The organism is Streptomyces sp. NPDC096323 (assembly GCF_040302845.1).
Lineage (GTDB): Bacteria > Actinomycetota > Actinomycetes > Streptomycetales > Streptomycetaceae > Streptomyces.
Genome location: NZ_JBEOSI010000016.1, coordinates 80992 through 107203, shown reverse-complemented (window position 1 = coordinate 107203; position 26212 = coordinate 80992). Strand labels below are relative to the sequence as shown.

General features: G+C 66.4%; 19 protein-coding genes. 14 read left to right on the top strand and 5 right to left on the bottom strand.

All coding sequences use genetic code 11. The features are described from left to right. Positions 1-75 precede the first annotated feature (75 nt). Complete coding sequence (locus ABTX18_RS33965) at positions 76-633, bottom strand: hypothetical protein (RefSeq protein WP_352126660.1); 558 nt, start codon at positions 631-633, stop codon at positions 76-78. Then, positions 633-3140, bottom strand: a complete 2508-nt coding sequence (locus ABTX18_RS33960; protein WP_352126659.1) for a type II toxin-antitoxin system prevent-host-death family antitoxin — start codon at positions 3138-3140, stop codon at positions 633-635. Before ABTX18_RS33960 ends, ABTX18_RS33965 begins: the two co-directional genes overlap by 1 nt. A 629-nt stretch (positions 3141-3769) precedes the next feature. Here ABTX18_RS33960 and ABTX18_RS33955 point away from each other — a divergent pair. The 14 genes from ABTX18_RS33955 to ABTX18_RS33890 all read left to right on the top strand — a co-directional run bounded on the left by ABTX18_RS33955 (position 3770) and on the right by ABTX18_RS33890 (position 21755). Next, entirely contained in the window at positions 3770-4273 is a 504-nt protein-coding gene (locus ABTX18_RS33955; protein WP_082317737.1) for a hypothetical protein, read from the top strand. Between the two features lie 229 nt (positions 4274-4502). After that, the gene (locus ABTX18_RS33950) at positions 4503-5186 is read left to right on the top strand and encodes a hypothetical protein (protein WP_352126658.1); all 684 of its coding nucleotides are present in this window, start codon (positions 4503-4505) and stop codon (positions 5184-5186) included. A gap of 444 nt (positions 5187-5630) precedes the next feature. After that, positions 5631-6443: a TnsA-like heteromeric transposase endonuclease subunit gene (locus tag ABTX18_RS33945; RefSeq protein WP_234433412.1), complete on the top strand. Its 813-nt coding sequence runs from the start codon at positions 5631-5633 to the stop codon at positions 6441-6443. A gap of 8 nt (positions 6444-6451) precedes the next feature. Then, positions 6452-8575: a TnsB C-terminal domain-containing protein gene (locus ABTX18_RS33940; RefSeq protein WP_031088686.1), complete on the top strand. Its 2124-nt coding sequence runs from the start codon at positions 6452-6454 to the stop codon at positions 8573-8575. 44 nt (positions 8576-8619) lie between these two features. After that, positions 8620-9600 (top strand): AAA family ATPase, encoded by a 981-nt coding sequence (locus ABTX18_RS33935; RefSeq protein WP_234433411.1) that lies wholly within the window; start codon positions 8620-8622, stop codon positions 9598-9600. 168 nt (positions 9601-9768) lie between these two features. Further along, a complete protein-coding gene (locus ABTX18_RS33930; RefSeq protein ID WP_352126657.1) occupies positions 9769-10890 on the top strand; it encodes a TniQ family protein in 1122 nt (373 codons plus the stop codon). Between the two features lie 261 nt (positions 10891-11151). Further along, on the top strand, positions 11152-12345 hold the full coding sequence (locus tag ABTX18_RS33925; protein WP_352126656.1) for an endonuclease domain-containing protein: 1194 nt from the start codon (positions 11152-11154) through the stop codon (positions 12343-12345). Between the two features lie 202 nt (positions 12346-12547). Then, on the top strand, positions 12548-13540 hold the full coding sequence (locus tag ABTX18_RS33920; RefSeq protein ID WP_352126655.1) for a hypothetical protein: 993 nt from the start codon (positions 12548-12550) through the stop codon (positions 13538-13540). 421 nt (positions 13541-13961) lie between these two features. Next, the gene (locus ABTX18_RS33915; RefSeq protein ID WP_158791336.1) at positions 13962-14504 is read left to right on the top strand and encodes a hypothetical protein; all 543 of its coding nucleotides are present in this window, start codon (positions 13962-13964) and stop codon (positions 14502-14504) included. Between the two features lie 87 nt (positions 14505-14591). Continuing rightward, positions 14592-16853, top strand: a complete 2262-nt coding sequence (locus ABTX18_RS33910) for a hypothetical protein (RefSeq protein ID WP_352126654.1) — start codon at positions 14592-14594, stop codon at positions 16851-16853. Continuing rightward, positions 16850-17584 (top strand): hypothetical protein, encoded by a 735-nt coding sequence (locus tag ABTX18_RS33905; RefSeq protein WP_352126653.1) that lies wholly within the window; start codon positions 16850-16852, stop codon positions 17582-17584. The genes ABTX18_RS33910 and ABTX18_RS33905 overlap by 4 nt, the downstream gene beginning before the upstream one ends. A 20-nt stretch (positions 17585-17604) precedes the next feature. Next, positions 17605-17823: a hypothetical protein gene (locus ABTX18_RS33900; protein ID WP_082317733.1), complete on the top strand. Its 219-nt coding sequence runs from the start codon at positions 17605-17607 to the stop codon at positions 17821-17823. A gap of 396 nt (positions 17824-18219) precedes the next feature. Further along, positions 18220-20457: an AAA family ATPase gene (locus ABTX18_RS33895; protein WP_352126652.1), complete on the top strand. Its 2238-nt coding sequence runs from the start codon at positions 18220-18222 to the stop codon at positions 20455-20457. Continuing rightward, positions 20433-21755, top strand: coding sequence for an ATP-binding domain-containing protein (locus tag ABTX18_RS33890; RefSeq protein WP_352126651.1), 1323 nt, complete (start codon positions 20433-20435; stop codon positions 21753-21755). The genes ABTX18_RS33895 and ABTX18_RS33890 overlap by 25 nt, the downstream gene beginning before the upstream one ends. A gap of 384 nt (positions 21756-22139) precedes the next feature. On the opposite strand, the gene ABTX18_RS33885 is transcribed toward ABTX18_RS33890, so the two are convergent. The 3 genes from ABTX18_RS33885 to ABTX18_RS33875 are packed head-to-tail and all read right to left on the bottom strand — an operon-like array spanning position 22140 to position 25814. Continuing rightward, on the bottom strand, positions 22140-24089 hold the full coding sequence (locus tag ABTX18_RS33885; protein WP_352126650.1) for a DUF3732 domain-containing protein: 1950 nt from the start codon (positions 24087-24089) through the stop codon (positions 22140-22142). A gap of 31 nt (positions 24090-24120) precedes the next feature. After that, on the bottom strand, positions 24121-24606 hold the full coding sequence (locus tag ABTX18_RS33880; protein WP_352126649.1) for a three component ABC system middle component: 486 nt from the start codon (positions 24604-24606) through the stop codon (positions 24121-24123). Further along, on the bottom strand, positions 24603-25814 hold the full coding sequence (locus ABTX18_RS33875; RefSeq protein WP_352126648.1) for an ABC-three component system protein: 1212 nt from the start codon (positions 25812-25814) through the stop codon (positions 24603-24605). The genes ABTX18_RS33880 and ABTX18_RS33875 overlap by 4 nt, the downstream gene beginning before the upstream one ends. Positions 25815-26212: the final 398 nt, after the last annotated feature.

The window sequence follows — 26212 nt, the reverse complement described above, 5'->3', positions numbered from 1 at the left end:
GGGGCCGGCGAGGAAGGTAAGGAACCCTGTGGTGGGCGTCCAGTCAGGCAGTTTTGCCTATGGGTCTTCGAGGGGTCAGAGCACCAGGTAGAGGTCTCCGGGGAACTGCCAGCCGTCGGTCCCGTCGCCGATGTCTTCCACGATGATGTCGTCGATGAAGTACTCCTCGAACACTTCGTCGGTCAGCTGGCCTGTGAGCCAAGCCTGCTCAATGCGTGCCCACGCTCCGTTACGTGCGTCGATACGCAGCGGGGCTTCGCCCTGGGTTCCGCGGTCCCGTATGTCGCCGGCGATCTGGACCGTGCCGGTGATCCTGAATTGGTGAACCTGGAACTCCGGTGGCACGGGTGTGGGCGGGATCGTTGCTGTGCCTTCGTAGGCAGCTCTGATCTGTTCCTGGTAGCTGCGTCGCACTGGGTATTCGGAGTCCGACAGCCAGTTGGCTAGGGTTCGGGCGGTTACGTTGAGTCCTGCGTGTTCGAGTGCTTCGTAGCCGCGGTGGGTGCCGGTCAGCTGGACTAGCTGGGCGTGCCATTGTTTGGCCCGGTAGGACTTGAGGCGGTCCTGGGGGCGGGCGCCGTAATCGTGCAGGAGGCTGCTGAGGGCTTCGCCGAGAGTGGCGCCCTGGGCCATCAGGTGCCTTCCTGACCGTGCTTGACCTTGACTTCACCGAAGCCGGTGCCGACTTTGTAGGTGTCGGGTGCGGTGCCGTCGGGGGTGTGGAAGACGGCTTCGTCGACGTTGCGCAGTGCGATGAGGGTGTGTCCGGCCTGGACGGCTTTCCATGCGGTGACCCAGTGGCGGACGGATGCTTCGGCGACGACACTCATGCGCCAGTCGGGCCGCCAGAAGGGGGACTTCACGACGTCGCCTTTGGGCCACAGCAGACGCAGTGCGATGGACAGGCGGCGTTTGTATGCGGCATACGGTTCGCCGCCGGTGTCGATGAGGTCGGTGCGTGCGCGTCGGGCTTCTTTGTAGAAGTGCTGGAAGAGGCTTTCGTTGGCGCGGCCGGTCCAGGAGTCGTGGATGTGGAGGGGTTCGGTGATGTGGCCGGACTTGATGAGGCGTTCGATGAGCTGGATGTGTGAGGTGACGGCCCAGACCCGGCCGTGTGCGTCGGCACGGTCGGCGAGGCGGCCCAGCGGGTGAGGCATCTGGGTGTGGGTCCAGGTGGGGACGTCGATGTAGAAGATTCCGGCCTGGTCGCGGGTGCGCTCGGGAAGGGCGCCGGTGTGCAGGAGTTTGTTGGGGGCGAGTGGGACGGCGGAGCAGGCTGAGGGATAGGAGCCGTTGCGGTCGATGGTGCACAGGGCGCCGGGTCCGAAGCTGTCGGGGACGATGAGTGTGTCGCGCTGGCCGGCACCGTTGCGTACTCGCTCGACGTCCGGGTGTACCCAGCGTGGTTCGCCGTCCATGAACTCGCGGAGCAGTGTCCAGGGTTCTGCTTCGCGTTGGTCTGCGCGTACAGCGGGAAGGGGGTGCATCTTGGAGCGGCTGATGCTGTCCTTCAGGATGCTCAGCCCTGGGAAGACTGTGTCTTTCGGGTCCTGTTCGTCACCGGGTTGCAGGTCCGTTGTCGGCTCCTGTTCCGGTGTCATGCTTTCGTTCTGGAGGGTGGCTGCCGGACTGCTGTGTGAGGTGTCCGCGATGGCCGGTGCCGGCGGGTGGGGCGGGTGCGGGTTGGTCTTCGGTGTGGCTGCGGCGTAGGCGGCCAGGGCGGTGCGCAGTTTCTGTTCCTGCGGCCCGTCGTTGAGGGCCGGGGGGTTCACGGCCAGCGCGGCCGTGGCTTCGCGCAGTGCCGGGAGCAGGTTCTGGTCGCCGGTGGTTGTCGCGTCCCGGAGTGCGGCCAGGGTCTGCTGGACGGGGGCGGGCAGTCCTTGGCGGGCGCCGGAGGTGAAGGGCAGAGCTGCGTGGAGGAGTTGTTGCTCTGCGTCGTGGGCTGGGGCCTGGGGAAGGGTGGTGAAGCGGGCGTGTGCGAGGTCTTCGCCCACGCGGGTAGTGGCCAGCGGGCCGAAGTCTCGCTCCGCGACCGTGATCTCGGCTGTGCCGGTGTTCTTGTGGAGGGTGAGGTGCAGGGTGACGTCTGCGTCCAGCCGTTGCACCAGGTGCGGGTCGTCAGTGTCGATGACCGCGAGGACGGGGACGTCGGCTTGCCGGGCCAGGCGGGCCAGTGTGCGGGTGGCTGCAGGGAGCTGGTCCCCTGAGAGGGGAATGTGGGCGGCCGGTGCGCGTTGCAGGCGGTCCACGACGATGAGTGCCAGGTCGTTGACGTAGGGGGCGGTCTGCGCGATTGCCTCGGCGGTCAGTCCGCTTCCGTCGTCGATCAGCAGGGGTGCTTGGGTGAGGCGGGCGTCTGCATTTCTGGCCGCAGCTTGTTCCTGATTGGTGAGGGTGTTCGTGGTCAGCCGGCGGTAGTCGGTGCCAGTCTCCGCGGCAATGATTCGGCGTGCGACGTCTGCACGGGTCAGACCGGATGCTGCATAGAGCACCCGTTGGTTGGCCACGAGTGCTGTGTGTCGTGCCGCGGCCAGGGCAAGGAGACTTCCGCCGGCTCCCGGAGAAGCGGCGATGAGGATCAGGCGGCCGGGTTGAAGGCTGCCCACTGCAGCATCCAGATCAGCCAGTCCGAAGCGTGGCGCCGTGGGCCCGGCCGTGGAGAGGACGTCACCCACAATGTCACCCAGAGCTGCGAGTCTGCGTGGGGTCGCGTGCACAGCCGGGGCGGCCCTCTGGCTTGCGGGCTGTCTGGGAGCGGGCGAGGCGCCAGCGTTGTCGGGCGGTAGCTCTTTCGTGGCGGCCGGACCGGGAGACGCGGGCTGGGGGTGGGCGGGCAGGAGTACGGCTACTGGTTCCGATCGGCGCAGAAGAACCTGCGGGTGTCCTGCGGCAGCTGCCTTCACCAGGTCACCCAGGTCCTTTTGGGCTCCGGAGAGAGTGTGAGTGGCAAGACCTGATCCCGCGTCGCGAGCTGCAGGCAAATGATCCAGTGGCGCGAGTACGGCCTCTTCATGGCGCCGCCGCACATAGGTGACCTGGCCTTCTTCGGCAGCTTTTACCCGGGCGTGCAGGCCGGCGCGGGCCTGCTCCACAGTAAGGAAGTCGGGCGCGGCCACCTCCCTCGCGTCGTCCCTGTCCATGCTCGCTACCTCCGCATCACCTCAAGGATAGTAAATGTACCACAACTCACTCAGAATTGGCAATAACAAATAAGGAATCATCAATCTTCAATACAGATTGATGCACGTACTGATTGGCTTTGAGAGGGCATCCGCCTCTCGCGGCGCGGCCCTCCCCGGTGCCATCAGCCCTGACAGGGCCGCCCCGCGAGGGTGCGCCTGCCGCGAGGCCCGGGCTGCTCGTCAGGGCTGCTGGCAAGTCCCGCCAGCCGCGGCCGTTCCGCCCAGCGGAAATGTTGCGAGCGCGGCCGCCGGAGTGCTTCTGCAGCAACTTCCGGACCTTGACGGCAAGTCGGCTCTGGCGCATGAATCCCAGGTCAACCCCCCTGCATTCAGGGCGAGATGACCGTCCCTGCCGAGAAGGTTCTAGCCGGCGGAGGCGAGGTCAACCTGACGCCTTTTGCGGGATACACCCAAACGGGTAGGGCGTCTGCATGCTTGGAAGGCAGGCCCTGCAAGGCAGGGCAGCCGTAAGACAGGACTCAAGCAGTGCGCGCTGCCTCACGCAGCCCCGCAACCAACCAGGGCACACCTCTGCGGCGCCTAGAGTCTGCTTCATTCCACGAGCGAATCCCGAGGGGAGGATGTCGATGAATCCGGAGCGACTCAAGGCCTGGATGGCCGAGTTGGGAGTGCTGGCCGCTGAGGATGAAGCGCGGGAGCGTGAGGCGGCACAGCGCCTGCGCTTGGCTGCGTCCGAACTGGAGGCGGCCCAGGCGCATTCCGATGCTGCCGTCCTCATGGCAAGAAGCTCACGCAACGCCCTCGAGAAGATCACGGAGCAGATTCAGCGGGCTCACCCCGACTCCGGGAAGGCTGACACCAACACCGAGCAGCCACCTTCCCAGCGCCAGCAGGAGAAGACATGGCACGCTCCGGACAGCGTGGCTGGTGTGATTCTTGCTTTCCTTCGCGACCGGGAGGAGGCGAGCTACAGCGAGATCACCGAACAGGTGCGGCGGAGGCGTCCGGATGTGGTCGCGGAGAACTGTGCGCGAGACCTGGGCCGGATGGTCGGGCGAGGGCTTCTCGTTCGCCCCCGGACCGGCACGTACCGGCTCGTTGCCCCTCAGGATGGACCGATGAACTCGTAGATGAAACGCGGCCTGGCCATGCACAAACACCACCAGAGTGCGTCTGGCGGTGAATGTGCTTACGCATGGTTAGGCCTCACGCGCGCAGCCACTATATCCAGATGTTCTGGTGCGGTGCGGCCTGCGTCATTCCAACGTGTAAGAGAATGAGGCCTCACGACATGAACAGCGTTCCACTCACCCTCGCCCCTCGCGCCTCGTCCGCTGCGGCAGGCCGGGGAGGCTCCCGATGAATCCCACTCCCGAGCCGAACATCTATCCGACCCCCTCGGACAGGGCTACGCCTGACCGGCAGTGGGAGATCTATCTGGTCTTCGCTCATCTCAGCGGACCGGACCTGCGAGTGGTTTCCGTATCCCAGCTCGCCGCGCAGGTGCAGCTACGCAAGGACACGGTCGGCGCGGTGGCGGGCTTCCTGCAGGCAGTAGGTCTCCTTCGAGGGTCTCGCGGCAATTACGCTCTGACGAGTTCAGGCTGGGCGATTGCAGAGATGCAGAAGCAGGATGAGACCCAGGCCCGCCTGCTGCTCCAGGCGCAGTTCCTGGAGCACTGGCCCGCGGCCCGTACTCTCGAATGTCTGCGCGATGCGCCGGTGGATCAGAAGACGCTCGGGTGCCGGCTTCACAAAGACCTTCCGGGCAAGTCCAGGCGTGGGCTCTATCTGATCGAGTGGCTGGTGCGGGCCCTGATTGTCCAACGGGACTCCGCCATGCGCATCTCCCCGTCCGCGGCGCTGATCGCGTCGGCCGGCGGCCGCCGCCCCGCCAGGGCGCCTGAGCCCGAGCCGCGGCCGGCGGTGGAGCAGGGGACGGTGATGGGCATGACGCGTCAGGAGCTGAGGTCTCTCCCGCCTCGTCAGTACATCGCTTTCCTCGACCAGTTGGCGACCCTCGTGTCGCTTGACCCGGCCTGACGCATACGCCGCGCGGCCGCTTGCATCGCGCCGAGGGGTCGCGCGGATCATCGTCGTCATGCTCCCTGCCGCCGGAGCAGGGAGACGGAGCTCGACTCCTGAGGTCCCCCGAGGGCCGCTGACGCTGTCATGCTCGCGCACCTTCGCCGACGAAGGTGTTCGTTCTTCTCCTGGCTGCCCGCGTGCCGGGCGCCGGCGTTCCTTTCCCTGCCTTTCACACTGCGCGATCCGTCGTGTCCGCCTCCGGACAGGCGCTGGTGACGTCGAAGGCATTCATCGGCCTTGCGTGATTCTCGACGCTTTGGCCGTTGCCTCTGGTGCGGATCCGGCATGCCTTCATGCCGGAGTCCGAAGCTGTGCCCACTGCCCGCTCCCCGCCCCAGCGAGAAGACGTCCGCTGGGCGCCTGATCTGTGTCCCTGCCTCAAGAAGGGCCTTCAATCACGTGATCCCCTTGTCCGCGCAGAAGCCGGCGTTGCTGACGCCCGCTGCCGCCTCCTTGCCCCGTTTCGGTGCCCGTCGGGTAGATCCGGCGTTGGTGGAGGCCCGGTATGTGGATGGTGCCGGCCAGGAGCATCAGACTCCATGGCTTCAAGCGGCCGGAGAGTATCCGCTGGAGGAGTGCGTCCCTGTTCAGCAGTTCCCGGTACTCAAGGGGCGGCGCATCGCTCCGGGTTGGTGGTGGATGGCTACGTCCGGGCGTCACGTGCACTACGGGTTCGGGGCGATGCGGACCCAGGTGATGCTGCTGGACCGTGACCCTGAGGTGATTGCTGTCGCCTGCCGGCCGGTGGAACTGATGTGGCGGGGCCGGGGCGGGAACGTGGTGTCACATGCGCCGCATCTCATGGCGAGGCTCGCCAATGGCAGCGGTGTGCTCATCGACTGTGCAGGTGCCCGCGGTGCCGGTCGGCGCCTGGTCCGGCGGGCCCTGCATGTCGAGTCCGCGGCCGAGGCAGCTGGATGGCACTACAGGCTGGTGGGCCCGCCTTCCGCGGCAGTCGAAGCCAACGTCCGCTGGCTTGCCGGATACCGGCATCCGCGGTGTGCACCGGACGGGCTGTCCCGCGTCACGGAGTGTTTCCGCGTTCTGAGGCCCCTGGTGGAGGGTGTGCGCCTGCTGGGTGACCCGATCGCGGTGTGGCCGGCTGTCTTCCATGCGCTGTGGAGAGGTGTATTGAGTACAGCTCTCAACCGGCCGCTCCATGAGCGCGTCATGACGGTGTCGGCCCACCCGGAGACGGAGGGGCAGCTGTGACGCGGCCCGTGCTGGAAATCGACGGGGAAGTTCGTTTCGACGGTCGCCGGTGGACGGTGAGCGGTCTGGAGTCGGGACGCGTCTGGCTGACCGAACAGAGCAGCACTGGCGTGATGGCGGTGCTCGGGCTGTCCGCACTGTTCAGCAGCCCGGGATTCGAGGTGGTCGGAGGGCCGTCGCCACTGAAGGCGCCCCAGTACGGTCTGCTGGCCACTTTGCCGGAGGAGGTGCGCGAGCGGGCTTTCTCGATGGAACGGCATGTCCGTGAGGTCGAGACCGGGTATCCGGTGCCGGGCGGTCGCGGGCCGGTGCGGGAAATGTACGACCCGGCACGCACGACGTTGGAGCAGCGGGAGCTGGCGAAGGCGGACGAGTTGCTGGCGTCGGGCTGGAAGGTCAGCCGGGCCACGGTGCGCAGGTGGCGTGAGCGGTACGGCCGGGGCGGCGTGTGGGAGCTGGTGCCCAAGCAGCGGGGGTCTTCGTTGCTGGACCGCGCCGACAAGCGGGTGCTGGCGGTGTTGGAGAAGCTGCTGCGGCAGGAGGAGTCGCGATCCCGTTCGCGGGGGTGGGCCAAGCGTATGCACCGCCAGTGCCAGTGGCTGCTGGACGCTGCACACGGCGTGGGTGTGGTGGAGGCGCCGCCTCAGTCGACGTTCAACAAGCTTCTGCGCAAGCTGGAAAGGGAGCTCGGACTGGAGGGGACGGTGGCGCAGCGGCGTTCGCGGGCGTCGCGGCCTGCTCCGCCGTTCGCCCGGACGGTGGCGTTGCGTCCGGGTGAGCTGGTGATGATGGACAGCACGCCGCTTGATGTGCTGGTTGCTCTGGACGACGGAGTGGTGGGCCGTCCGGAGCTGACTACGGCGCTGGATGTGGCAATCGGAGGCCTGTGGGCGATTTTGCGTCCGCCGGGAAGCAAACTGACGGACATTGCGGTGCTGTTGGCGCAGATGATGACCCCGAAGGTGATGCAGCCTGGTTGGGACGAGGCGTTGCGTATGTCCGCGTCGGTCATCCCGTATGAACGGCTAGTCAGCCTGGATAGGCGGCTGGAGGAGGCGGCGGCTCGTCCGGTGATCGTGCCCGAGACGATCGTGGTTGATCAGGGCAAGGTCTTCGTGTCGCCCGCTACGCGGGCCGCGTGCGAGAGCCTGGGGATCTCGTTGCAGCCCGTCCCGCCGGGCAACGGGCCGGCCAAGGGCCACGTGGAGCGGACGTTCGGCTCGTTGAACTCGTTGTACTGGCAGTGGGTACCCGGCTACATCGGATCGAACCTGTCCGAGCGTGGTTCGAAGGCAGGTGAGGAAAAGCTGTGGAATTTGCGGGAGTTGCAGGAGCTCCTGGATGAGCAGTTGGTGCTGTGGCATCACCGTCCGCATGAAGGCCTGCGCCATCCTCTGATGCCGAAGAAGGCTCTCACTCCGTGTGAGATGTGGGCGGCGTTGTTGCCGGTGGTGGGGTATGTGCCGGTGCCGTTGGGCACGGACGATTACGTGGAACTTCTGCCGGTGCGCTGGCAGGCGATCACTGACAACGGGATCAGGTTCGACTACCGCACGTATGACGACAAGTGTCTCAACGGGTCCCGCGGCGAGAGCTCCGGTGTGGGAGCGCAGAAGGGCCTCTGGGAGGTGCACTACAACCCCTACGACGTGACTCGGATCTGGGTGCGCCTTCCGGAAGGGTTCAGGGAGGTGCCCTGGATCCATGCCACCCAGGTAAGCCAGCCGTTCACCCACCATGTCTGGGAGCACCTGTGCAAGGTCGTCGAACGGACCCAGGGGCGTGATGAGCACGAGGCGCAGCTTGCGTTGGCTCTGGATGATTTCCTGAAGCGGGCGTCGGGCAACGGGAATCTGTCGCGCCGCGAGCAGCGTGTGGTGGCCAAGTCCCGTGCGGTCCAGACGTTGGCTGTGCCGGCGGCGGGGCTGGACCTGTTGAGCGCTCCGACGTTGTCGTTCGGGCTGACCGGTGTGTACGAGGCGCCTGACATGGACGACGAGACTGTTCCGGACGAGGACGACGAGATTCTGGCCGGTTGGGACGGGGCGCCGCTGGGAGACGTCCCCGCGGCTTCGGGGGGTTCCGCTGTCCGTACGGACGCGAGCGCGGAGGAGGACCAGTGGTTGCTGTAGGCGCGGGGTTCCCTCCCGAGGGAGGTCTGGGGGACGAAGGGTCGGTGTGCAATCCGATCGTCACCTACTTCCGGTGGAGGTCCTATCTTGCGCAGCAGCGTGAAGTTGCTCTGCCGGTGAGTGACCCGACGTGGACGGGCCGTTCCCAGCTGGACTATCACTCCAAGTTCGTGACGCTGACGACCGCTTCCATGGAGCAGAGTCTGCAGCAATTGAGGGTGCTCCTGGTCCTCAACCGTCATCAGGAGGGCTCCGCGCGACGTGGGCTGATTGTTTCCGGTCCCCCTGGTACGGGGAAGTCCACCACTCTTATGGAGATGGCCCGGAGCTTTGAGCTCAAGTACCGGCGCCAGCATCCCGACCGTGCTGACACCCTGCCGGTCGCATTCCTCGGCATCCCTCCCTCGTATACGCCGAAGACGCTCGTCACGGCACTGGCACGATTTCTGTGTCTTCCCGTGCACGATGGGATGACCGAGACCACGATCACCAACGCGGTGTGCGCCGTCCTGTGCGAGCGGGGTACCCAGATCGTGTTCATCGATGATGTGCACCTTCTCAACACCCGGACACGTCCGGGGGCCGACACGTCCGACCAGCTGAAGTCGCTGGCAGAGCGGATCCCCGCAACGTTTGTTCTGGCTGGTGTGGATGTGGAGACGGCGCCGTTGCTGACGGGCCCGCGCGGTGCCCAGCTCGCCGCCAGGTTCAAGGTCCTGCGCTCACTTCCTCTGCTCAATGGGACCGAGCACCAGAAACAGGTGTGGCGAAGGCTGTTGAGAGAGGTGGAGTCGGCGTTGCGACTCAAACGCCACCGGGCCGGGACTCTCGAACGCCACGCGGACTACATCCATCTGCGGACGGGAGGCGTGCTGGCCAGCCTGTCCCAGCTCGTACGTGAGGCCGCGATCTGCGCCGTCCTGGACGGCAGCCAGGCGATCACGAAGAAGTCTCTGTCGAAGGTCATCCTCGACGTGCAGGCAACGAAGGGTTCACGCGCTTCTCGCCGGGATACCAACAGCTGAGCAACACCTGCTGACTGCGACCAGGTCTGTGAGGCCTCGGCCGGATCCGGGCGCAACAGGTTCCTGGCGCCAGTGCACCCCCTTCTTCTCCTTTCTGCTTCGTTTCCTGGCCCGAGTCGTCTCCCGCGTGCCACCGGCGTGGTCCCCCGCTCTCTAAGGAACTTGACTGTGGAAGTCTCTGCTGTGCCTCGTGCGCTGGTGCAGGTGCCGCCCGTTGCTGGGGAGCTGACTGGCTCCTGGAGCCGGCGGCTCGCCCACGGATACCGCATGTCCGTCCAGGACCTGGTCCGCGGCGTCATGACAGGACCACTAAGTGCCGGGATCACCGGAACGCCGCGCAACGGGCTGGAGCTGTATCTCAACGCGCCTGCACGGGCAGCCTTCGCCCGCTTCACCGGTACCTCAGTAGCCCAGCTCGCCGCTCTGCTCCCTGGATTCGCCTTCACGCACGAGCGGCTTGAGGAAGGCCCTGTTCCCCGGGCGGCCTGGTATGCCCCGGGGAAGGCATGGGTGGCGGCCTGCCTGCAATGTTGCGGCCGCTTCTGGTCACCTCAACAGCCCGTCCTGGTATATCCGGAGGCAGCCGGCCACATCTGCCGTCGGCACCGGAGGTGGCTGCTGGCCAACTGTGAGCGGGCCTGCGCCATCAATCTTGAGTCTCTGCCTGAGGTCCTCTCGGCCCACGGGCATCACACCGCTCTGCTGCGCACTCATCCTCAGGCTCGTGCGGTGGTGGAACTGGCTGCCGCGATGGTGTGGTCGTGGCAGGTGCAGGGATGGAAGCAGGAGGCCGTCTGGCACGCACGGACCGCTCTCCTGTCCTCGCTCACGGGCCGCTCACCGTCCGCCGTCACAGCACACGCACTGATCACCTATCCCGACACGGTCGCCGTTGCCCGTCTTCTGGTGGATCACGGCTGGCAGATGCGTCTGCGGGAGACGGCCGTGGCGTACGGAGCCCCTGCGGCGACCGGGATCCTGCTGACAGAGCTCGGCCGCCGCACGGGGCGCTTGTGGCTCGGCGACTGGCTCGCAGCCTGCTCCCGGATCGGGCGCTGGCCCGGCAACGGCGCGAATGCTGGTGCTCTGCTGGAGCAGTGGGTCGCTCGTCTCGGAGCAACAGACGGTACGGAGCAGCCGGCCGGTGCCGGCCTGTGGGCGGTCCCTCTCCCGGCCCGTCGTCCGGTGGAGCACAGCGAGCGCACCACTTTCCTCATCGATTCCCGCTCCCGAGAGGCCACCGAGGAGGCCGGTAGATCTTCCCTGACCGGTGGATGGGAGCCATCTTGACCGTCCTGCACACCGGAATCGACGTGGTACTTCCGGCTCTTCCGCCTCGGTCGGCGTGCCTTGTGCCCAAGCGCGCTTCGTGGACCTCTGGACAGGACAGGTGCCGCAGCCCTCCGTGCGCTCAGTCGCAGCCCCGGATTTTCGCGCCGCTCAGGCACCCTTCACCGATTCAAGGAGAGACACCGTGTTCACGCATTTCACTACCATTCCGCCAGTTGCGGCACCGGGGCAAGCCGGCGTCGTCACGACCACCTGCGCCTCGTGCTGATCTCGCCGCAGGAGGCGCGCCGGATCCTGACCGAGCGGACCGCGGACTGTTTGGTGCGTGCAGCCCCGGACCTCAATCTGTCCCGGTATGCGTTCCAGAGCAGCAACCATGTCATCGTCGGTGATGTCGCTGTGCGCGGCTACAAGCACAAGCAGCGCTGGCGGCTGGATCTTCGTGAGATCGAGCGGGCAGCCCAGCGGCTGGCCAGCCTCGACATCGACCCGGATGACCTGGTCGCGGCCTGGCCAGAACCTGGGGTGGGGCCGTCGTGGCGCTCGCGCATCGCTGCGTGGATGGACGAAGCCGCCTACGTGGAGCAGGCCAAGGAGGGCTGTCTGTGCGACAGGCCCGAACGGTGTGACTGCAACGTGCCGAACGCTGAAGGCCTCGGATGCGGGTTGACGTGGGACCGGTTCATGGAACGGTGCGGCAACCGCGTCATCGCCGGCACGAACCCGCTCCACCTGCTCACCTGGTCTGGCACGCAGTGGACGGTGCCCGCCGCTTACGCGGCTTTACTGGACCGCTCCGAGGAGCTTGAGCGGCAACTGGCCGACCAAGCCGGCTTGTGCAGCGGCTGCGGGAGCAAAGTGGATGTGTGGGAGCACCGCACCTCCAGCGCAACCGGGTTCACCACTGTGTGCGCTGCGTGCGCGGCTTCACGTGCTCGCCCCTACTCCGGCCACCTCACCGGTGTTGCCTATGCATCGCTCTCGAAGAGGTCCAACGCGGACGCGTTCTTGTGCTGTGTGTGTCCCGAGCCGCGGCAAGCCCTGTATTGGGATCATTGCCATGAGCACGGTTTTGTTCGCGGGCCGGTCTGCGCAAGCTGTAACACCACCGAAGGCGGGGGCTGGAGCTTCACCGACCGCCCGGGTGGAGTGAGGCACCTTTTGCGGTGTACCGGCTGTAGCCGGGCGGGCACGCTGCCTCGCCATCACCATGCGCGGGCCATCCGGGGCTTGGTGGGCTTCGAACCTCACCCGGGCTGCGGCCAGGTTCCGCGGCCTCGATGGGGGCGCGTTCAGGAGGACGGCTCGGTGCAGTTCGAGCTCGATTGCTGCCAGGACAGAGCGCCGTCCGCGGGCGCGTCTCCGTCCGTCATCGTGCCCGCTCAGCGGGTCCAGAGCCTCCTTCGAGATCTCATCGAGCGTGCCGTGAAGGAACCCCCCGCACCGCCCGCCTGATTCCACGGCCGGTCAGTCTCCCGCCGTCGGCTGCGCCCGGCCTCCGCGCATCCACCGCCCGTCGTCTCCCTCCTCTCTATAAGCCGGGATCCTCACGACGGGCGGGCCTCACGGGCATCGCACCCATACACCGAGCCAGAATCGAGCCTTTCATGATCCCTCAGTCTTCCCTGCCGGTCGCCTCGCACGGAGTGGTTCCGGGATGAGTCTCACCAGCAGCCTCGCCCAGGCCCACTCCCCCATTTCCCGGTTCCTGAGCAAGGAACTGCCTGCCGTGGCGTCCCTGATCGGCGACTTCCGCTCCCAGCTCCCCCTGGCTACACCCACCGTCAGTCCACAGCCTCCAGGCCCTTTCAGTTACGGCACCCTGGGTCAAGCCATCGACCTGCGGCTGCGGATCGCCTTCGGCACACCTGTGGGCTCGGCGTTGTCGTCCGGCATCGTGCTCACGGCCATGGATATGGCCGAGGCCAGGTCTGCCGCGGCAGGCAAGGCCGTCGCTGAAGCAGGCAAGGAACTTCTCCGACGGCTCGAAGGGCAGCTTCCGGCCTTGCCCGGAGCCATGCTACTGAAGCCCGCCGACGAGGAGCAGGTCGCCCGGTTGTGCTTCGCCGCAGGCTGGTTCGAGGAGGTCTTCCGCAGCCAACTGCACCCAAAAAGCCCTCTGCTGCAGGCAGACCTCTCGCGCGGCCTCGACGGGCTGCTCGATCAGGTCCCCGGATACGTTGCCGGTGACATCGCCGCGCTGGTCTCACTGGCCGACCATCCCAAAGCCCTGCAAGGAGTCCTGCGGCTCCCTGCCGCCCAGCGTGTGTGCGGTCCGGTCTTTGCTGGCAGCGGGCATGTCGGGGGCGCCGACGCGGACTTCATCACGGCGGGAAACCTCATCGACTGCAAGGCCACCATCCACCCCAAGCGAATCGGTCGGCCGCAGTTCTACCAGCTCGCCGGGTATCTGCTCCTCGACTACGACGACAGTTTCAAGATCGGTCAGGTCAGTCTGTACCTCGCCCGGCAGGGCAGACTGATCGGCTGGAGCACCCAGGAGTTCCTGCGGCTTCTGGGCGCCCGCCGTCCCCTTCCCGAGCTGCGTGAAGCGTGCCGGAGTGCTCTTTCAGCCCCCGATGAGGTCCAGTCGCTGGTACTGCCACGCCAGCTCTGCAGCAAACAGGAGACGCTGTTCGACAGCCTCTGACACCGGTCCGGTCCGCGGCAGCCCGCCTGCGAACCGGTGAGCCAGGAGGCTCCCCCGCCGCGTACTTCATGAGCAGGGAGCCCTGGCCGGGTAGGCACCGGGTCAGCTCCTTCTTGGCTTGCGTGCAATGGGGCGTGCCGGCAGTGCGGGAGCTTTTCAGCCTCTCGTCCTGCCGACTGCACCCCTTGTGGTGTCATGCCACGGACCCGGACGGTGCGGCCGGATAGGCGCGTGCCCTGGGCAGGCCCTCTATTCACGAGAATTGATCTTGCCAGTGTTCGTATCGGGTTCGATTTTCCCGAGACGGCGGAGTTTCAGTCATTCCTTCTGTTTCCTGTGTCGTGTGGCTTCGCGGTGGCCAGACTCTGGGTGGTGTGAGCATCAGGGGGTATTTCGGTGTGCTCCAGGGGAGGGGCTTGATTTGAGTGACGCGTTCACATTTCCCGTGCTGGCAGTATCGGCTCTGACGCAGGCTTTCGGATTTCTCTACGGACGGGCCGGTGCGGTTCTGGACCGCCGGGCCACACGGCGCGAAGGGACGGCGGCAGGTGAGCTGGATGCGGTGCCCGCGGTCGTGGTCGGCATCCCGGGGCCTCCCGCCTTTGACGCTGCGGCTCTGACACCGGAACGTGTGCAGCGAATCGAGTCCCTGCTGGAAGTCCTGGGCGTCTATGACGATCACAGGGACTTGATCAGGGCGGATGATGAACGGCTTCGTCGCAGTCTTGGCGGGCTGCGTGCCGTTCTGGAGGAGGTCGAAGGGCAGCGGCTGACGTTCACCGGGGAGAACCGGCCGGCCAGCGGGGTCCGGATCGAGCAGGTCCTCGACGACGTTCACGGCCGGGCTGCGGCTCTGAAGGTACGCCGTGTCGCCGCTTCGGCCGATGTCAGCGTGCGGCAGAGGGCGGGCACCGTCCACGAGGGTGCGGAGATCGTCGGAGCTGAAATCGACGAAATCAGCTGACGTTCCCTACAGGAATTCCGCATCCACCGCAAGGCGCTCTGACGGAGAGTCTTTATGCCTTTAACCGAGCCCGGAGAAGGCTTACCCATGCCATTGTCCCGCACACCTTCTGGTACGGACAATCATGTAAACGAAGTGCGGCGGACAGGTTTGACCAGCGGCAATGATTCGGTTTCAGGCCCGGCGGCCTATCCGGGTCTTTCGCCGGAGGACATCGATGCGGTCAGGGGCCTTGGCCCTGGTGTGAAGCAGGCGCTGGCTCGGGCCAGAGCAGTTGCGGATCTCCGGCAGGAGGCCCTGTTCAACTTCGGTGAGATGACCGGGGTGAAGCTGACAGCGGTCCTGGAGCAGATGCTGGAGCACTCCGAGCTGCCTGATGCCTATCTGGACACGGTTCAGGCGGTGTTCGCACCGCCTGAGGGCTACGCGGCGGCTTTGAAGCAGCTCATGGAGCCGGGATCGGTTGTCGTGCTCCAGCGTGAGCCCGGTGCGGGACGGTCGTTCACGGCACAGGCACTGCTCGCTGATCTGCGTCAGCGCACGGGAGCAAGGGTCGGACCACTGAGTTTCGGAGGCGGAAGGCGGTTCCCGGTACGCCGGCTGCCGCTGGAAGAGAACGTTGCGTACTTGCTGGAACTGCCCGCGGATGAGGAGAAGTTCACGGTCGCAGATGACTTCGGTGCGGTTCTGGGCAGGATTCAGTACACCTTGGCCAAGCGGAACTCGCGTCTGGTCGTTCTCACGACACCGCAGCAGTGGGCGAGGATCTGCCTGGGTGCACCACCCGGCGTCGTGCCCGTGCTGGGACGGCCTGATCCCACAGAAATCGCCGCTGCATGGCTTCGCGCCGAGGCACCTGAGCTGGACGCCTCCAGATGGGTGCAGGACGACCGGATCACATGCCTTCTGCGCAACCAGCCTCCCGCCGATGTCCTGCAGGTCGTCAGCCTGATCCTCAACGCCATCAAGGTGCCACGCCAAGTCTCCTTGACAAGCGAGAGCATCACCGATGCATTCGCCCAGCAGGTCCTGGACGTCGTAGCAGCCCGCAACAACTGGCGCTCCAGCCTGCTGCAGTGGCACAGCAAGGAGGGCAGGACCAGCTTCCAGCGGAACTTCCTTCTCGTGGCGGCCATGTTCAAGAACGCGCCCGTAGCGCACGTATACGCACAGACCGCGGAGCTGTCCGAGCACCTCAACAAGGCGGAGGCGGTGACTCTGGAAGGACAGGGCTCGCCCGGCGTCATCGAGATGGTCGACTCGATCGATGCGGAGCTGGCTGGGGACGACACGGTCCAGTTCTCCAGACCCGGCTGGGACGACGCAGTACTCAACTACTTCTGGGTCGACCGGCCCATGGCGCGCAAGGACTTCCTCGTCTGGATGGCGAAGGCCCCGATCGCCAAGACAGCGAGGTTTCTGGAGACGTTCACACCGCAGGACCGCCTCCTGCTCGCCAACCGGGTCGGAACGTTCGCCGTGCGGTGGGCTGTGCGGCACGGCAAGGCCAACCCCTTGGAGGAGGTCGTCATCGCGTGGCGCGACGACGACGCACTGTGGGCGGCAGCTGTCGACCTCATCTCCGCCGCGGCACTTCATCCGACCATGGGCCGTTTCGTGCATACCGTGTTGCTGCGCTGGTCGAAGAACGCCGGCGCGGACAGGGCAGCGCTGCAGAAACTTTCCGTGGAAGTCTGCGCCGGCGAGTTCGGCCGCCGACACACCGGCAAGGCACTGCGGCGGCTTCGTCATGCCGCCGAGACAGTCCACGATGACGTACAAGCCTCGTTGTACAAGGCGGTCCGCAACCTGTGGGCGGACGCCTCGGCCCGTCCGACGCTGTTCAGCTCAGTGGTGGAGTGGTGCTCAGCAGACCCGTCACGGACCGAGGCCGGCCGTCGTTCCTTCCTGGCTCTGGCCACACTGCTCTCGCAGGAGGACCCCTGCCTGCCGGTGCTGCTGAGCACCGGTCCGGACCAGCCGGACTTCCCTCTGACGGACTTGATTTCGGGGTGGCGCACACTGCTGGACTCGCGCTCGTTGGCCGATGAGAGCGCGCGGGCGGTCGGTCTGTGGATGGACGCCGCCGTGGAGTATCCGGATCGGCGGCCGGTCGCGTTCAACGTGCTGCGCGGCGCGGTGGACACCGTGGGGCGGGCAGGCGGCAGTCATCCCCGCCACCGGCTGCGTGACCTTCTGTACCTGTGGCAGCCCGTCCCTGCCGTCGATGCCGATCCCGAGCGGGTTCGACTGCGTCACGAGCTGGTCGATCTCCTGGATCACGACCGCAGCCGTTCGGTCGCCCTGTACCGGCCCGTGCGTGCCGGTACAGGTGGGCCAACACCATGAACTGGCTGAGGTGGGGATTGCGCAACCAACAGCCGGAACTGTTCGAGGACCAGGTGACCAGCTCTCAGCCGGGGCTGGACTTCACCGTGGCCTTTCGCACCGAGTGGCAGGCCCCTCGCTCAACGCCCGCGTCCCGTCTTCCCTCCGGTGAAGCCAGCCGCACCGTTCGGCAGCTGACCGAACGGGCAGCAGCACGGCACACGGTGCTACGGCCGGCTGCCGCAGAACAGGAAATCAACCGTCTGCTTGCACACTCGCTGCCCCTGCGGACAGACGAACTCGAGGTCAGCTGGGCCTGCGTGAACGTGTCGGTCGCGGTAGAGGTCCGCACATACGCGGAGCAGATCACCCAGGCGCGCCGGGAGCTGGAACTCGACGCGCTGGCCCGCCGCCAGGTACAGGCCCGTATGCAGTTCATGCACGAGGAAATCCTCCACTCCCCCGCCTCGGCCCGGATCTATCTGATGCTCGAGAACTCGGCCCGTCTGGGTGTGCTGCCGCCCGGGCTGGACGTGGACGGGGTGGTGCAGGAGATCCAGCGGTGGAGCCCGCAGTCACGGTGGGTAGTGATCGCGCAGCTCGTCCACACCTTTGTCGACCGCCTCTCCGAAGCTGATGCCGATGCGCTGCTGGTCACGCTGCGCTCGCTGTTCCACGACTTCGGAGAACCGGACCTGGCTGCCCAGGTCCCTGTCCCGGCGACACCCTCCTCTGAGAATTCCGGCTCTTGAGGCATACGGAGACAGTGCTGATGAAGCTGCCCCTCTTACGCGCGGTGCTGGCACCGCGGACCAGCTGGCAGGCCTGGCGCCTTGCCCGAGCCAGCGATGGCACCGTGTCGTTCGACGCCGCCTGGCGCTCGGCCCGGGTCCAGCTCCACCCGGACGAGGCCGGGTTCCGAGCGGCCGGACACAACAGCCCTCGCTCTTCGGCGGAGGACTCCGCGGACAAGCCGACCACCACGGCATAAGGGAGGCGGGCAAGGGTGTGCGCCCTTCCCCGGTCCCGCGGACACAGCGTGATAAGGCGGATCTTCTGTCCTCGGAGGCAGAGGCGCTCGTTCCGAGCGCCCGAGCGGGCAGTACAGGTCCGATCCATCGAGTGCCCCTTTTCGGATCGCCATACGTCAGTTCGTGCGCGTCTGCTTCGGGCGCACAGTCAGGCGTGGGCGTATGCCGCCTCTCGCTATCTGTGCGGTGACTTGTCTGTGCTGATGTCTAGGCTGAGCATCATCACAGATGAACGCGCGTTATCGGGGAGACGAGCGATGGCCTATGTACAGCACCTGTCGGTGCGGATCCCATGGCACGACACGGGGTGGACCGGGACCGTCTGCGCCGACCCAGGGGCCAATCACGCATGTGTCATGTTGGGCAACATCGCCAAGGATCGTGATGTGCGGCAGGAAGCCGCTCACGCGGGTGCGCCGTGGAGCAAGCTCGGTCAGGTGCTGCCGCCGTGCGTTGTTGAACGCGGCGGGTTCATGAGCAGCTCGGATCACACGGTTCGAAGAACGCATCCTTATGGTTGGTTCCTCAAGGGCCTGCGGCCAGCGCAGCTTGCGGTTCCGGCGTTCTCAGTCCACGCCATCCCCTACTTCTGGATGAATCGGAGCAACGTTGAGGAAGTAGTTCTCCAGGAACGGCCGGTTTCCGGGTACAGCCCGGAGGCCGAGGACCAGATCGCGGCGATGCTCGACGGCAGGCTGCCGTGGGTGATGCATGGCGACAACCAGCAAGCGATCATGAAGACGTTCTTCCGTAACGTCGTGCCAGAGCAGTCGCTGGTCTTCTTCTATCTCAAGCACTCCCCTTTCGAGAACCAACCGCGGCGCATGCTGGTGGGGGCCGCTTGCGTCTCGGGACAGGAACCGCCACCGCCGTGGCCCGGGTCGGCCGATAGCACCTTCCCCAGTCACATGTGGGAGACCACGCTGCGGCATAGTCTGCGGCCCAATGGCGCGGGCGGCATTCTTCTTCCGATGCAGGCGCTGGCGGTGGCCGCGGCCCGTGGCACGGACGTGACGTCGGCGCTGGCCCGGGCCCCCGAGGTCGGCCGGAACTTTTCCTACACCACCGAGCATGTCTCATCCGACAGTACGGTGGCCTCCCTCATGGAGCTGCGCCGTGCCGCGCAAGCAGCCACGGCCCTGGGCGACCCTGCGATCGGGATCCCGGAGGCGTCGCTGCAGTGGCTGGACGGCCAACTGCACCGGGCGTGGAAGCGCCGGGGCCCTTGCCCCGGCCTCCCGGCCGTCCTGGCCCAGCTCGGCTTCCGCCACCCCACCTTCGCCGCGCACGAGATCATCTCTGCTGCGGGGGAGAGAGCCGACCCCTGGCGAGTGCTGGAAAACATCCTCGAGGGAGAGGCCGCATCCCCCGAACTCTCCCGGCTCGCCACCCAGACGCGCCGCCGGATCTGGGCCGGGACAGGCCCGCAGGAGCGGCAGGCCTTGCGCCTATTGAGCCGGTTCGATCTGCCGCCCGAGGCAGTTTCGCATGTGCTAAGCGGCGCTACAAGTGTCCCTGTCGGACACGATGAGCTGCTGGCCAACCCCTACGATCTGGTGACCTGCACGGTCGACGACGGTGAGCCGATCGCCTTCGAGACCGTGGATCGTGGGTGCTTCCCCGATCTTCAGCTCACCGAGCACCACCCCCTGCCGCTGACGCAGCCCTTCGACGACGCCAATGACCGGCGCCGTATCGATGCGGCGATGACGACCGTGCTGCTTCGTGCCCAGGAAGAGGGACACACTCTTCTCCCCGTCGAGCAGATGGCAGAGCGGCTGGGTCAACTGACCGTCGCCGTACCGCTGGCCACCGATGAGACGATCCTCAGGCCTCTGGGCCTGGCCCCCGAAGCCCTGCTTGACTCCGACAGCCACGATGAACCCGAGGTATGGAGCCAGCTGCGGCGCGTGGACCTTGCCAGCGGCGAGGCCGCCTACAAGCTTGCTTCCGCTGCCTTGCGCCGTGATTTCATCCGGGAGCGTCTCAACCAGCTACGGGACGGCAAGCCTCACCGCGTCCCAGCGGACCTGGCCAAAACCCTGGACGCGGCTCTTTCAGGACTGGCCGCTGCGGCGGACTCGGACAGCGAGACCCGGGCCCGCGTGGAGAAGGCCGCGGCGTTCAGGGAGATGTTTCACCGGCGCGTGACCATCGTCAACGGGCCGGCCGGTACGGGGAAAACAACGCTGATCCAGGCTTTGGCCAAGCGTTCCGAAGTCACACGCCGAGGGCTGCTCCTGCTCGCCCCCACGGGCAAGGCGCGGGTGCAGCTGGAACAGAAGGTCGGCTACCAGGCCTTCACGCTCGCTCAGTTCCTGCGTCACTCCCATCGATACAACGACGTGTACGGCCGCTACCTCACTCTCCCGGACGGGGGCCGCATTTCTGTGGGCACTGTGGTCGTCGATGAGGCATCCATGCTCACCGAGGACATGCTTGCCGCACTCCTCGACGCTGTGGAGATCACCGAACGGTTCATCCTGGTCGGTGATCCGCGACAGCTTCCCCCGATCGGCGCCGGGCGGCCATTCGCCGTCGGCGCCCCGACAACAGCAACTGGCCCAGAGTGGCGCCGGGCTGGGCCGAACTGACCGTGCTGCACCGGCAGCAAGGCCATACGCGGGACGACCTCGCCCTCGCCCACTGGTACAGCGGAGACAAACGCTCAGAGGACGCCGAGGAGGTGTGGGAAAAGCTACGCACCCAGGTCCCTATGGCAACCCTGAAGGCCGTTCACTGGAGCGGTCGCCCTGCTGCACGCGTCCTGGACGACGTCCTGCGGGAAGAGTTCAACGTCACGGACGAACTGTCTTTCGCCCACTCCTACGGAGCCACCACCAGGACAGATTCCAAGGGCAACGAGTACCCGAACTACACTCAGGCGCCTGGCTCCTGCGACCGCTGGCAGGCACTGTCCCCCACCCGCGGCCAGACGCATGGCACCGTCGAACTCAATCGATACTTCAAGCAGACCTACCGGCGTCAGGCCCTTGCCGACGCTCAGCTCTTCAAGTCTCGGCGACGCGTCCCCCAGCCCCTGGGCCCCGAGCAGATCGTCGTGGGCGACAAAGTCGTCAACACCCGCAACCAGTACTTGCGTTCTTTCCGGCCGTCCACCGGGAAACCCGAGGACAGGAGTTACGTCGCCAATGGTGAACTGGGTGTGGTCACAGGTCAGCTGAAGTCTCAGAAGATGACCGGCGCCCCGTGGAAAACCCAGGTGGAGTTCTCCTCCCAGCCCGATCTGCGTTTCACTGCCCATCAGGGTCTGGACGACGACCCGGGCCTCGAGCTCGCCTGGGCGTTGACCGTGCACAAGAGCCAGGGCAGCGAGTTCGGCACCGTCGTCCTCATGCTTCCCGCCCACGTTTCGGGCATCTCCCGTGAACTGCTCTACACCGCTCTGACCCGGCAGACCCGGAAGGTGATCATCTGCCACGAAGGGCCCTTGGAAGACTTGCGTGAGCTGGCCCAGCCCACCGCATCCGACACCGCACGTCGGCTGACCGACCTCACCAGGCCGCCTGAGCCCGTTGTGGTGCACGACCGCCAGGGACGCCGCATCGGCTGCTTCGATGCCAACCTGATCCACATCACCCACTTCGGTCTCCCGGTGAGCAGCAAAAACGAAGTCATCATCGCCGACCTGTTGCACCGCCTGGCGCGCGGACGATTCGAGTACGAGCAGCCGCTGACCGGCAGGGACGGAAAGACGAAGTTCCCCGACTTCACCGTCACGACCGACGATCCGATAAGCCCATCTACTGGGAGCACCTCGGCATGCTCGACAACCCCCGGTACCGAGAGACCTGGGAGAGGAAGAAGGCCTGGTACGCCGCGCAAGGCATCCTGCCCGGCGACGCAGGCGGCCCCAACGGACTCCTGCTGATCACGGACGATCGCAACGGAGTGAAGGAGCAGGAGTGGGAAGCCACGTTCCGGAAGGCCTTCGGCTCCACCGCGAGCATCAGGCCTCGATCCATCGGCCGAAGGCGCGGATCGCCGTGACCGCTGAGGCCGTGAGAGCCTGCGAAGGCTGCGCGACCCACTGCGCCGAGGGTCCGGGTCGGTATCGTCGCCAGCCCCTGCCGGCCGCCAAAGCTCCGGCCGCAGGGCTGGCGCTGTGACAGGCACAGAGTCCAGCGCCTCTCTCTCTTCTGCCGGCAGAGTGCTGGAGCGGGCACTCGTCGACCCCACCTGTGTTACACGGTTGGACGCTCACATGAAGTCGGCAGTGCCTGGTTGGCCAGGCGCGCTGGCCACTGCGGTGTCGTTAGCCGAGCCAGTCCAGAGGAATCAGAGCGTTGCGCCTGCCGTCAGCATCGGGACGCCAGTTGCCGATCACGGCGTCCTGGAACCAGCCTTCGGGCAAGTTCGCGTGGTCGCAGACGATGATCTGGAAAGCTCCCTGGTTGAGCTGTACCACGTCGTTGAGGAGTTGGAAGTAGGCGGTGACGGTGGCCCAGTCGGCGTCTTGGATGGTGGATGCGTCGCGGGGCTTTTCCGGGAAGAAGGCCTGGGTGGGCTGGTCAAGCATCAGGAAGCCTGGGACGGGCCGGTTGTTGCGTCGCAGGTAGGTGTGCAGGGCGAGGTGGGCGACCAAGTGGTAGCCGATGTGGTTCTTGGCACTGCCGATGCGGGTCAGGGGCAGTCGTCCGGAGGGTCGCCTGAGGACGACGTTGAGGAGCTTGAGGCTGATGGCTACTTCGGTGGCGTCGGCCGCTCCTCCGAGGTTGAGTCGCTTGGCCCAGGCCGTCATACCGATGGCGATGTCAGCGAGACGGCGCTCCGTCTCGGCCGCGACGTCGTCTTCGTCGACGAGTTGTTCCAGTGTGGCTGCGTTTTCCTGGGCGAGGACGAGGTTCTGGCGCAGCCGGGCAATGTCGCTGTCTGTGCCCGTGCGGGTGAGCGCTTCGGAGATCCGGCCCTGGATGTGGGCGACTCTCAGGTTCTGTTCTTGCAGGTTGCGCAGGCGCTCGTCACTTTCCAGAAGTTCTTTGAGCTGGGCGCCGTTCAGCCTGAGGCGCTCGGTAACGTTGGCGCGTTCGGCCTGCAGGGCATGTCGGTGTTCCTCGCGGACGGGCTGGAGTGTCTGCGCCTTAGCGAGTTCGCGTGCGAGGTGGCCAGTCAGTTCGGCGATGTCGTGTGCGCTGGGGTCCGGGTGTTCCAGGGGCTGGGTGCACAGCGGGCACACGCTGGTGTCATGCCGGAGTTCAGGGCCGAGGAGGTCGAGCGTTTTCAGGCGGTCGAGCTGGAGGTGGAGTTCGCCGGTGAAGGCTCGTCCCTGCTGCTGCCAGCGGTCGACCGCGGCCAGGGCGTCGTCGAATTCCTGCAACTGTTCGCGTAGGGCTCGGCGTTCGTCGTTGAGTTCCTGGCGCCTGTCACGCAGTTCAAGTGGGGCAGCGGTTTGCGGGGCTGCGGCCAGAGCCTGGTGGAGTAGGTCCAGGACCTGGGTGGTGTCGGGTGCTGCGGGCACGTCGGTGAGGAGGCCTTCGGCCTCCGCCAGGCGGACGAGGGCGAGACCGCTGGCGTCCATGGCCTGCTGATGGCGCACGGTGTCGTCGAGCTTGCGTTGTGCCGCGCGCTGGGCGCGCTGGGCTTCGCCGAGTCGGTGCCGGCGCAGCGCCTGCTCGGGGCCGGCGGCGCCGAGAAAGTACGGCAGGGTGTCCTTGAGCGCCTGGGCCATGCCGGATTCGGTTTGTCGGTGGAACAGGGCCGTCTGGTCGGCGATCTCGTTCTGGCTCTGAAAGCAGAGCAGAGCGGCCTGGCCGATGGAGACATCGAAGGCGTTACGTGCAGCGCCGGTGGGTGGCTGGAAGTGGAAGTCCTCGATTCCGAGGCGGGCGCTGAGCTCGCTGCGCAGCGCTGCGACGTTGGAGTTGTTGACGAGTTCGTCGGGTCGTGGGATGTCCAGGCCGGCGCCGCCGGTGCGGGTGTACGCGTGCTGGGTGGAGGCTCCTGCCGGCCGGGGCCGGGCCAGGACCATGCGTGAGTTGTCGGCGAAGGTGACCAGAAGGGCGTACCAGCCGACGGTCTGGTCGATCAGGTCGTCAGGCAGGTTGGGTGCACGGCGCCCGAGGCAGTAGTCGACGATGGTAAGGACCTCGGACTTGCCGGTCTCGGACTCGCCGGTGAGGATGTTGAGCGCCCCGGGGCGAAACCGCAGGATCCTTGGGGGCTTCCTGCCGTCTCGGTGGTACAGGGCCAGGGCGAGCAGTTGCATGACGGTTCTGGAACTCCTTGATGGGGGCGGATCAGGGCCGGACGCCGAGGGTGGTGAAGGCGCGGGTGGGGTCGGTCACGGCGAGCCAGCGGCCGACCAGTGCGGCTGCGCGGGCACAGTCGGCGACCTCTTCGCCGGGGGCGGCGGAAGCAGGCTTGGGGGTGCGGGGGCATACGAGTCCGCCGGGGATGACGTCTATGGCCCGGTGGCGCATGGCGGTACGCAGGCTGGTGCGGGTGTAGTCGGTCAGTGCTGCGGCGCGTTCGGCGAATGCGGCCTGCAGGCGCGGGTGTTCGTGTGCCCAGGCTGTGAGCGTGACGGTGGACTTGCCGGGGAGAGAATCGCGGGTGTCTGCGGGCAGCACGAGAGGAAGGATCAGGAACGCGCTGGGCCAGGGCAGTGGCCGGTCCGCTTTCTTCGTGGCGGTGCTGACGGCGCTGGCCAGGAGGTAGGCGCCGAAGGCGGGGTTGAACAGCGCCTGTACCTCCGACACGTTGCGGTGGGAGTCGGTCGTCACTGTTCCTGCGATTCGTCGGGGCTCTGACAGCGGTCTCTGTAGTCGGGGTGCCAGCCGAGTTGCCGGTCGGGCTCTGCGGTGTCGGCCTGGTCGGAGAGGCCGTGGGTGCTTCCGGTGCCGATCCAGGGGGCGGTGACGCTACCGGGTCGCAGTTGGGTGTCAGAAACGCGGTCCATGGTGGCGTCCAGGATTTCCTGGCCGATGTTCTGGCGTTGCTCTTCACTCATGTCGTCTCGGACGCGGCGCGTGCGGCGGCGGAAGGCTGTCTCCCACTCGTAGTGGAGTTCACCTTCGTACTCGTCGAGCCGTTCCGGGGTGATCTTGAAGGTGCGCAGCCATTCGGAGCGCTGTGCCCGTGCGTAGTGGTAGTCACGCAGGTGCATCGCCACTTCGTCGTCGGGCAGGCCGATCCACCGCATCTGAGTGACGACCAGGCGGTCGTTGTAGCCGGCGATCTCTGCCTGGGTGAGGTGGCGCAGTGTCTCGGTGATCGGCAGGTTCTTGCCCATGTAGCGGCCGGTGACTTCGTCCCGTCGGCACATGAGTTCCTGGGCGCTGACGGAGGCTCGCATGCGCTGGGGGTTCTTGCGTTCCAGCAGTTTGACCGCCATGCCGTACCACCACCCCTTGATCTCGTCGAGGGCGGCCTGAGCGTGGTCGCTCGGCGTGATCCCCAGTTCGTTGGCGAGACTAGAGTCCAGGTCTGACATCAGGGGGGCCGCGTCATTGACGGTGATGGCGCGGACGAGCTGCTGGCGCCGGGCCGGGGCGAGCTGCATGAACAGCTCACGGTCTTCGGCAGTGGTGACCGGCCCGTCGGCGTCGTCGGCGGTCTCCTCCATACGCTCCAGCGCCTTGGTCTCGTCCCGGTCCCGGCCATCACTGAGGTACTGGAAGAAAGTGCCCGGCGGTGCGGTCTGGGTCGAGACCAGGCGCAGGATGGGCATGGCGGCATCTGCGGGGTCGGAGAGTTTCTTCAGGGCATCGATCCATGATGCGACGGAACGCCAGAAGTCCTTGCCGGTCTCGCTCAGAGGGCCGGCCGCTTCACGGTGTTTGGCCTGCAGCAGTTCGCGCGGGGTCTTGTCCGGGTCGAGGAACTCGATGTCGTCGAGAAGTTCCATGCGGACCTCGACGGTGGGGTCCTGCCAGCTGCGACGGGCGAGCTCGAGCAGGGCCAGCTCGCACTGGTAGAGGTATCCGGTCATCTGCCCTGCCGCCGAATGCGACCTTGCTCGCGCCACGTTCCCCACTACTGATCGTGCTTGCCTGAGCGGCGCAAGTCCCACCCCTGCGACCGGCCGCACCAGGAATACAGCTCTAGGCTGCTCGGTCTGGTGCGATGCGCCGTACCACTCCCCTGGGCCACAACGTAGCACCCACCCAGCCATCACCGTCAGCCCCAAGAGAATCGCCGTCCGTGATCTGTGTGACCAGTTGGCGTGGCGGCTGGCAGTGCTGGTCCGCCGGCTGGCCTTGACCCGTTCTGTCGCCTCTCGTTGAGGCCGGCTTGGCTCGCAAGTCACTGCGGGCTTCCTGCCCGTAGTCCCACGGCTGCGCCATGGATGTGCCCGCAGGGTGAGTCAACTCGTGGCGGCCGAAGCGT

Excerpts from the sequence above, each read along its gene's own strand:
- ABTX18_RS33965 (WP_352126660.1), bottom strand. The coding sequence starts at position 633 with ATGGCCCAGGGCGCCACTCTCGGCGAAGCCCTCAGCAGCCTCCTGCAC.
- ABTX18_RS33960 (WP_352126659.1), bottom strand. The coding sequence starts at position 3,140 with ATGGACAGGGACGACGCGAGGGAGGTGGCCGCGCCCGACTTCCTTACT.
- ABTX18_RS33955 (WP_082317737.1), top strand. The coding sequence starts at position 3,770 with ATGAATCCGGAGCGACTCAAGGCCTGGATGGCCGAGTTGGGAGTGCTG.
- ABTX18_RS33950 (WP_352126658.1), top strand. The coding sequence starts at position 4,503 with ATGAATCCCACTCCCGAGCCGAACATCTATCCGACCCCCTCGGACAGG.
- ABTX18_RS33920 (WP_352126655.1), top strand. The coding sequence starts at position 12,548 with ATGAGTCTCACCAGCAGCCTCGCCCAGGCCCACTCCCCCATTTCCCGG.
- ABTX18_RS33910 (WP_352126654.1), top strand. The coding sequence starts at position 14,592 with ATGCCATTGTCCCGCACACCTTCTGGTACGGACAATCATGTAAACGAA.
- ABTX18_RS33905 (WP_352126653.1), top strand. The coding sequence starts at position 16,850 with ATGAACTGGCTGAGGTGGGGATTGCGCAACCAACAGCCGGAACTGTTC.
- ABTX18_RS33900 (WP_082317733.1), top strand. The coding sequence starts at position 17,605 with ATGAAGCTGCCCCTCTTACGCGCGGTGCTGGCACCGCGGACCAGCTGG.
- ABTX18_RS33895 (WP_352126652.1), top strand. The coding sequence starts at position 18,220 with ATGTTGGGCAACATCGCCAAGGATCGTGATGTGCGGCAGGAAGCCGCT.
- ABTX18_RS33885 (WP_352126650.1), bottom strand. The coding sequence starts at position 24,089 with ATGCAACTGCTCGCCCTGGCCCTGTACCACCGAGACGGCAGGAAGCCC.
- ABTX18_RS33875 (WP_352126648.1), bottom strand. The coding sequence starts at position 25,814 with ATGACCGGATACCTCTACCAGTGCGAGCTGGCCCTGCTCGAGCTCGCC.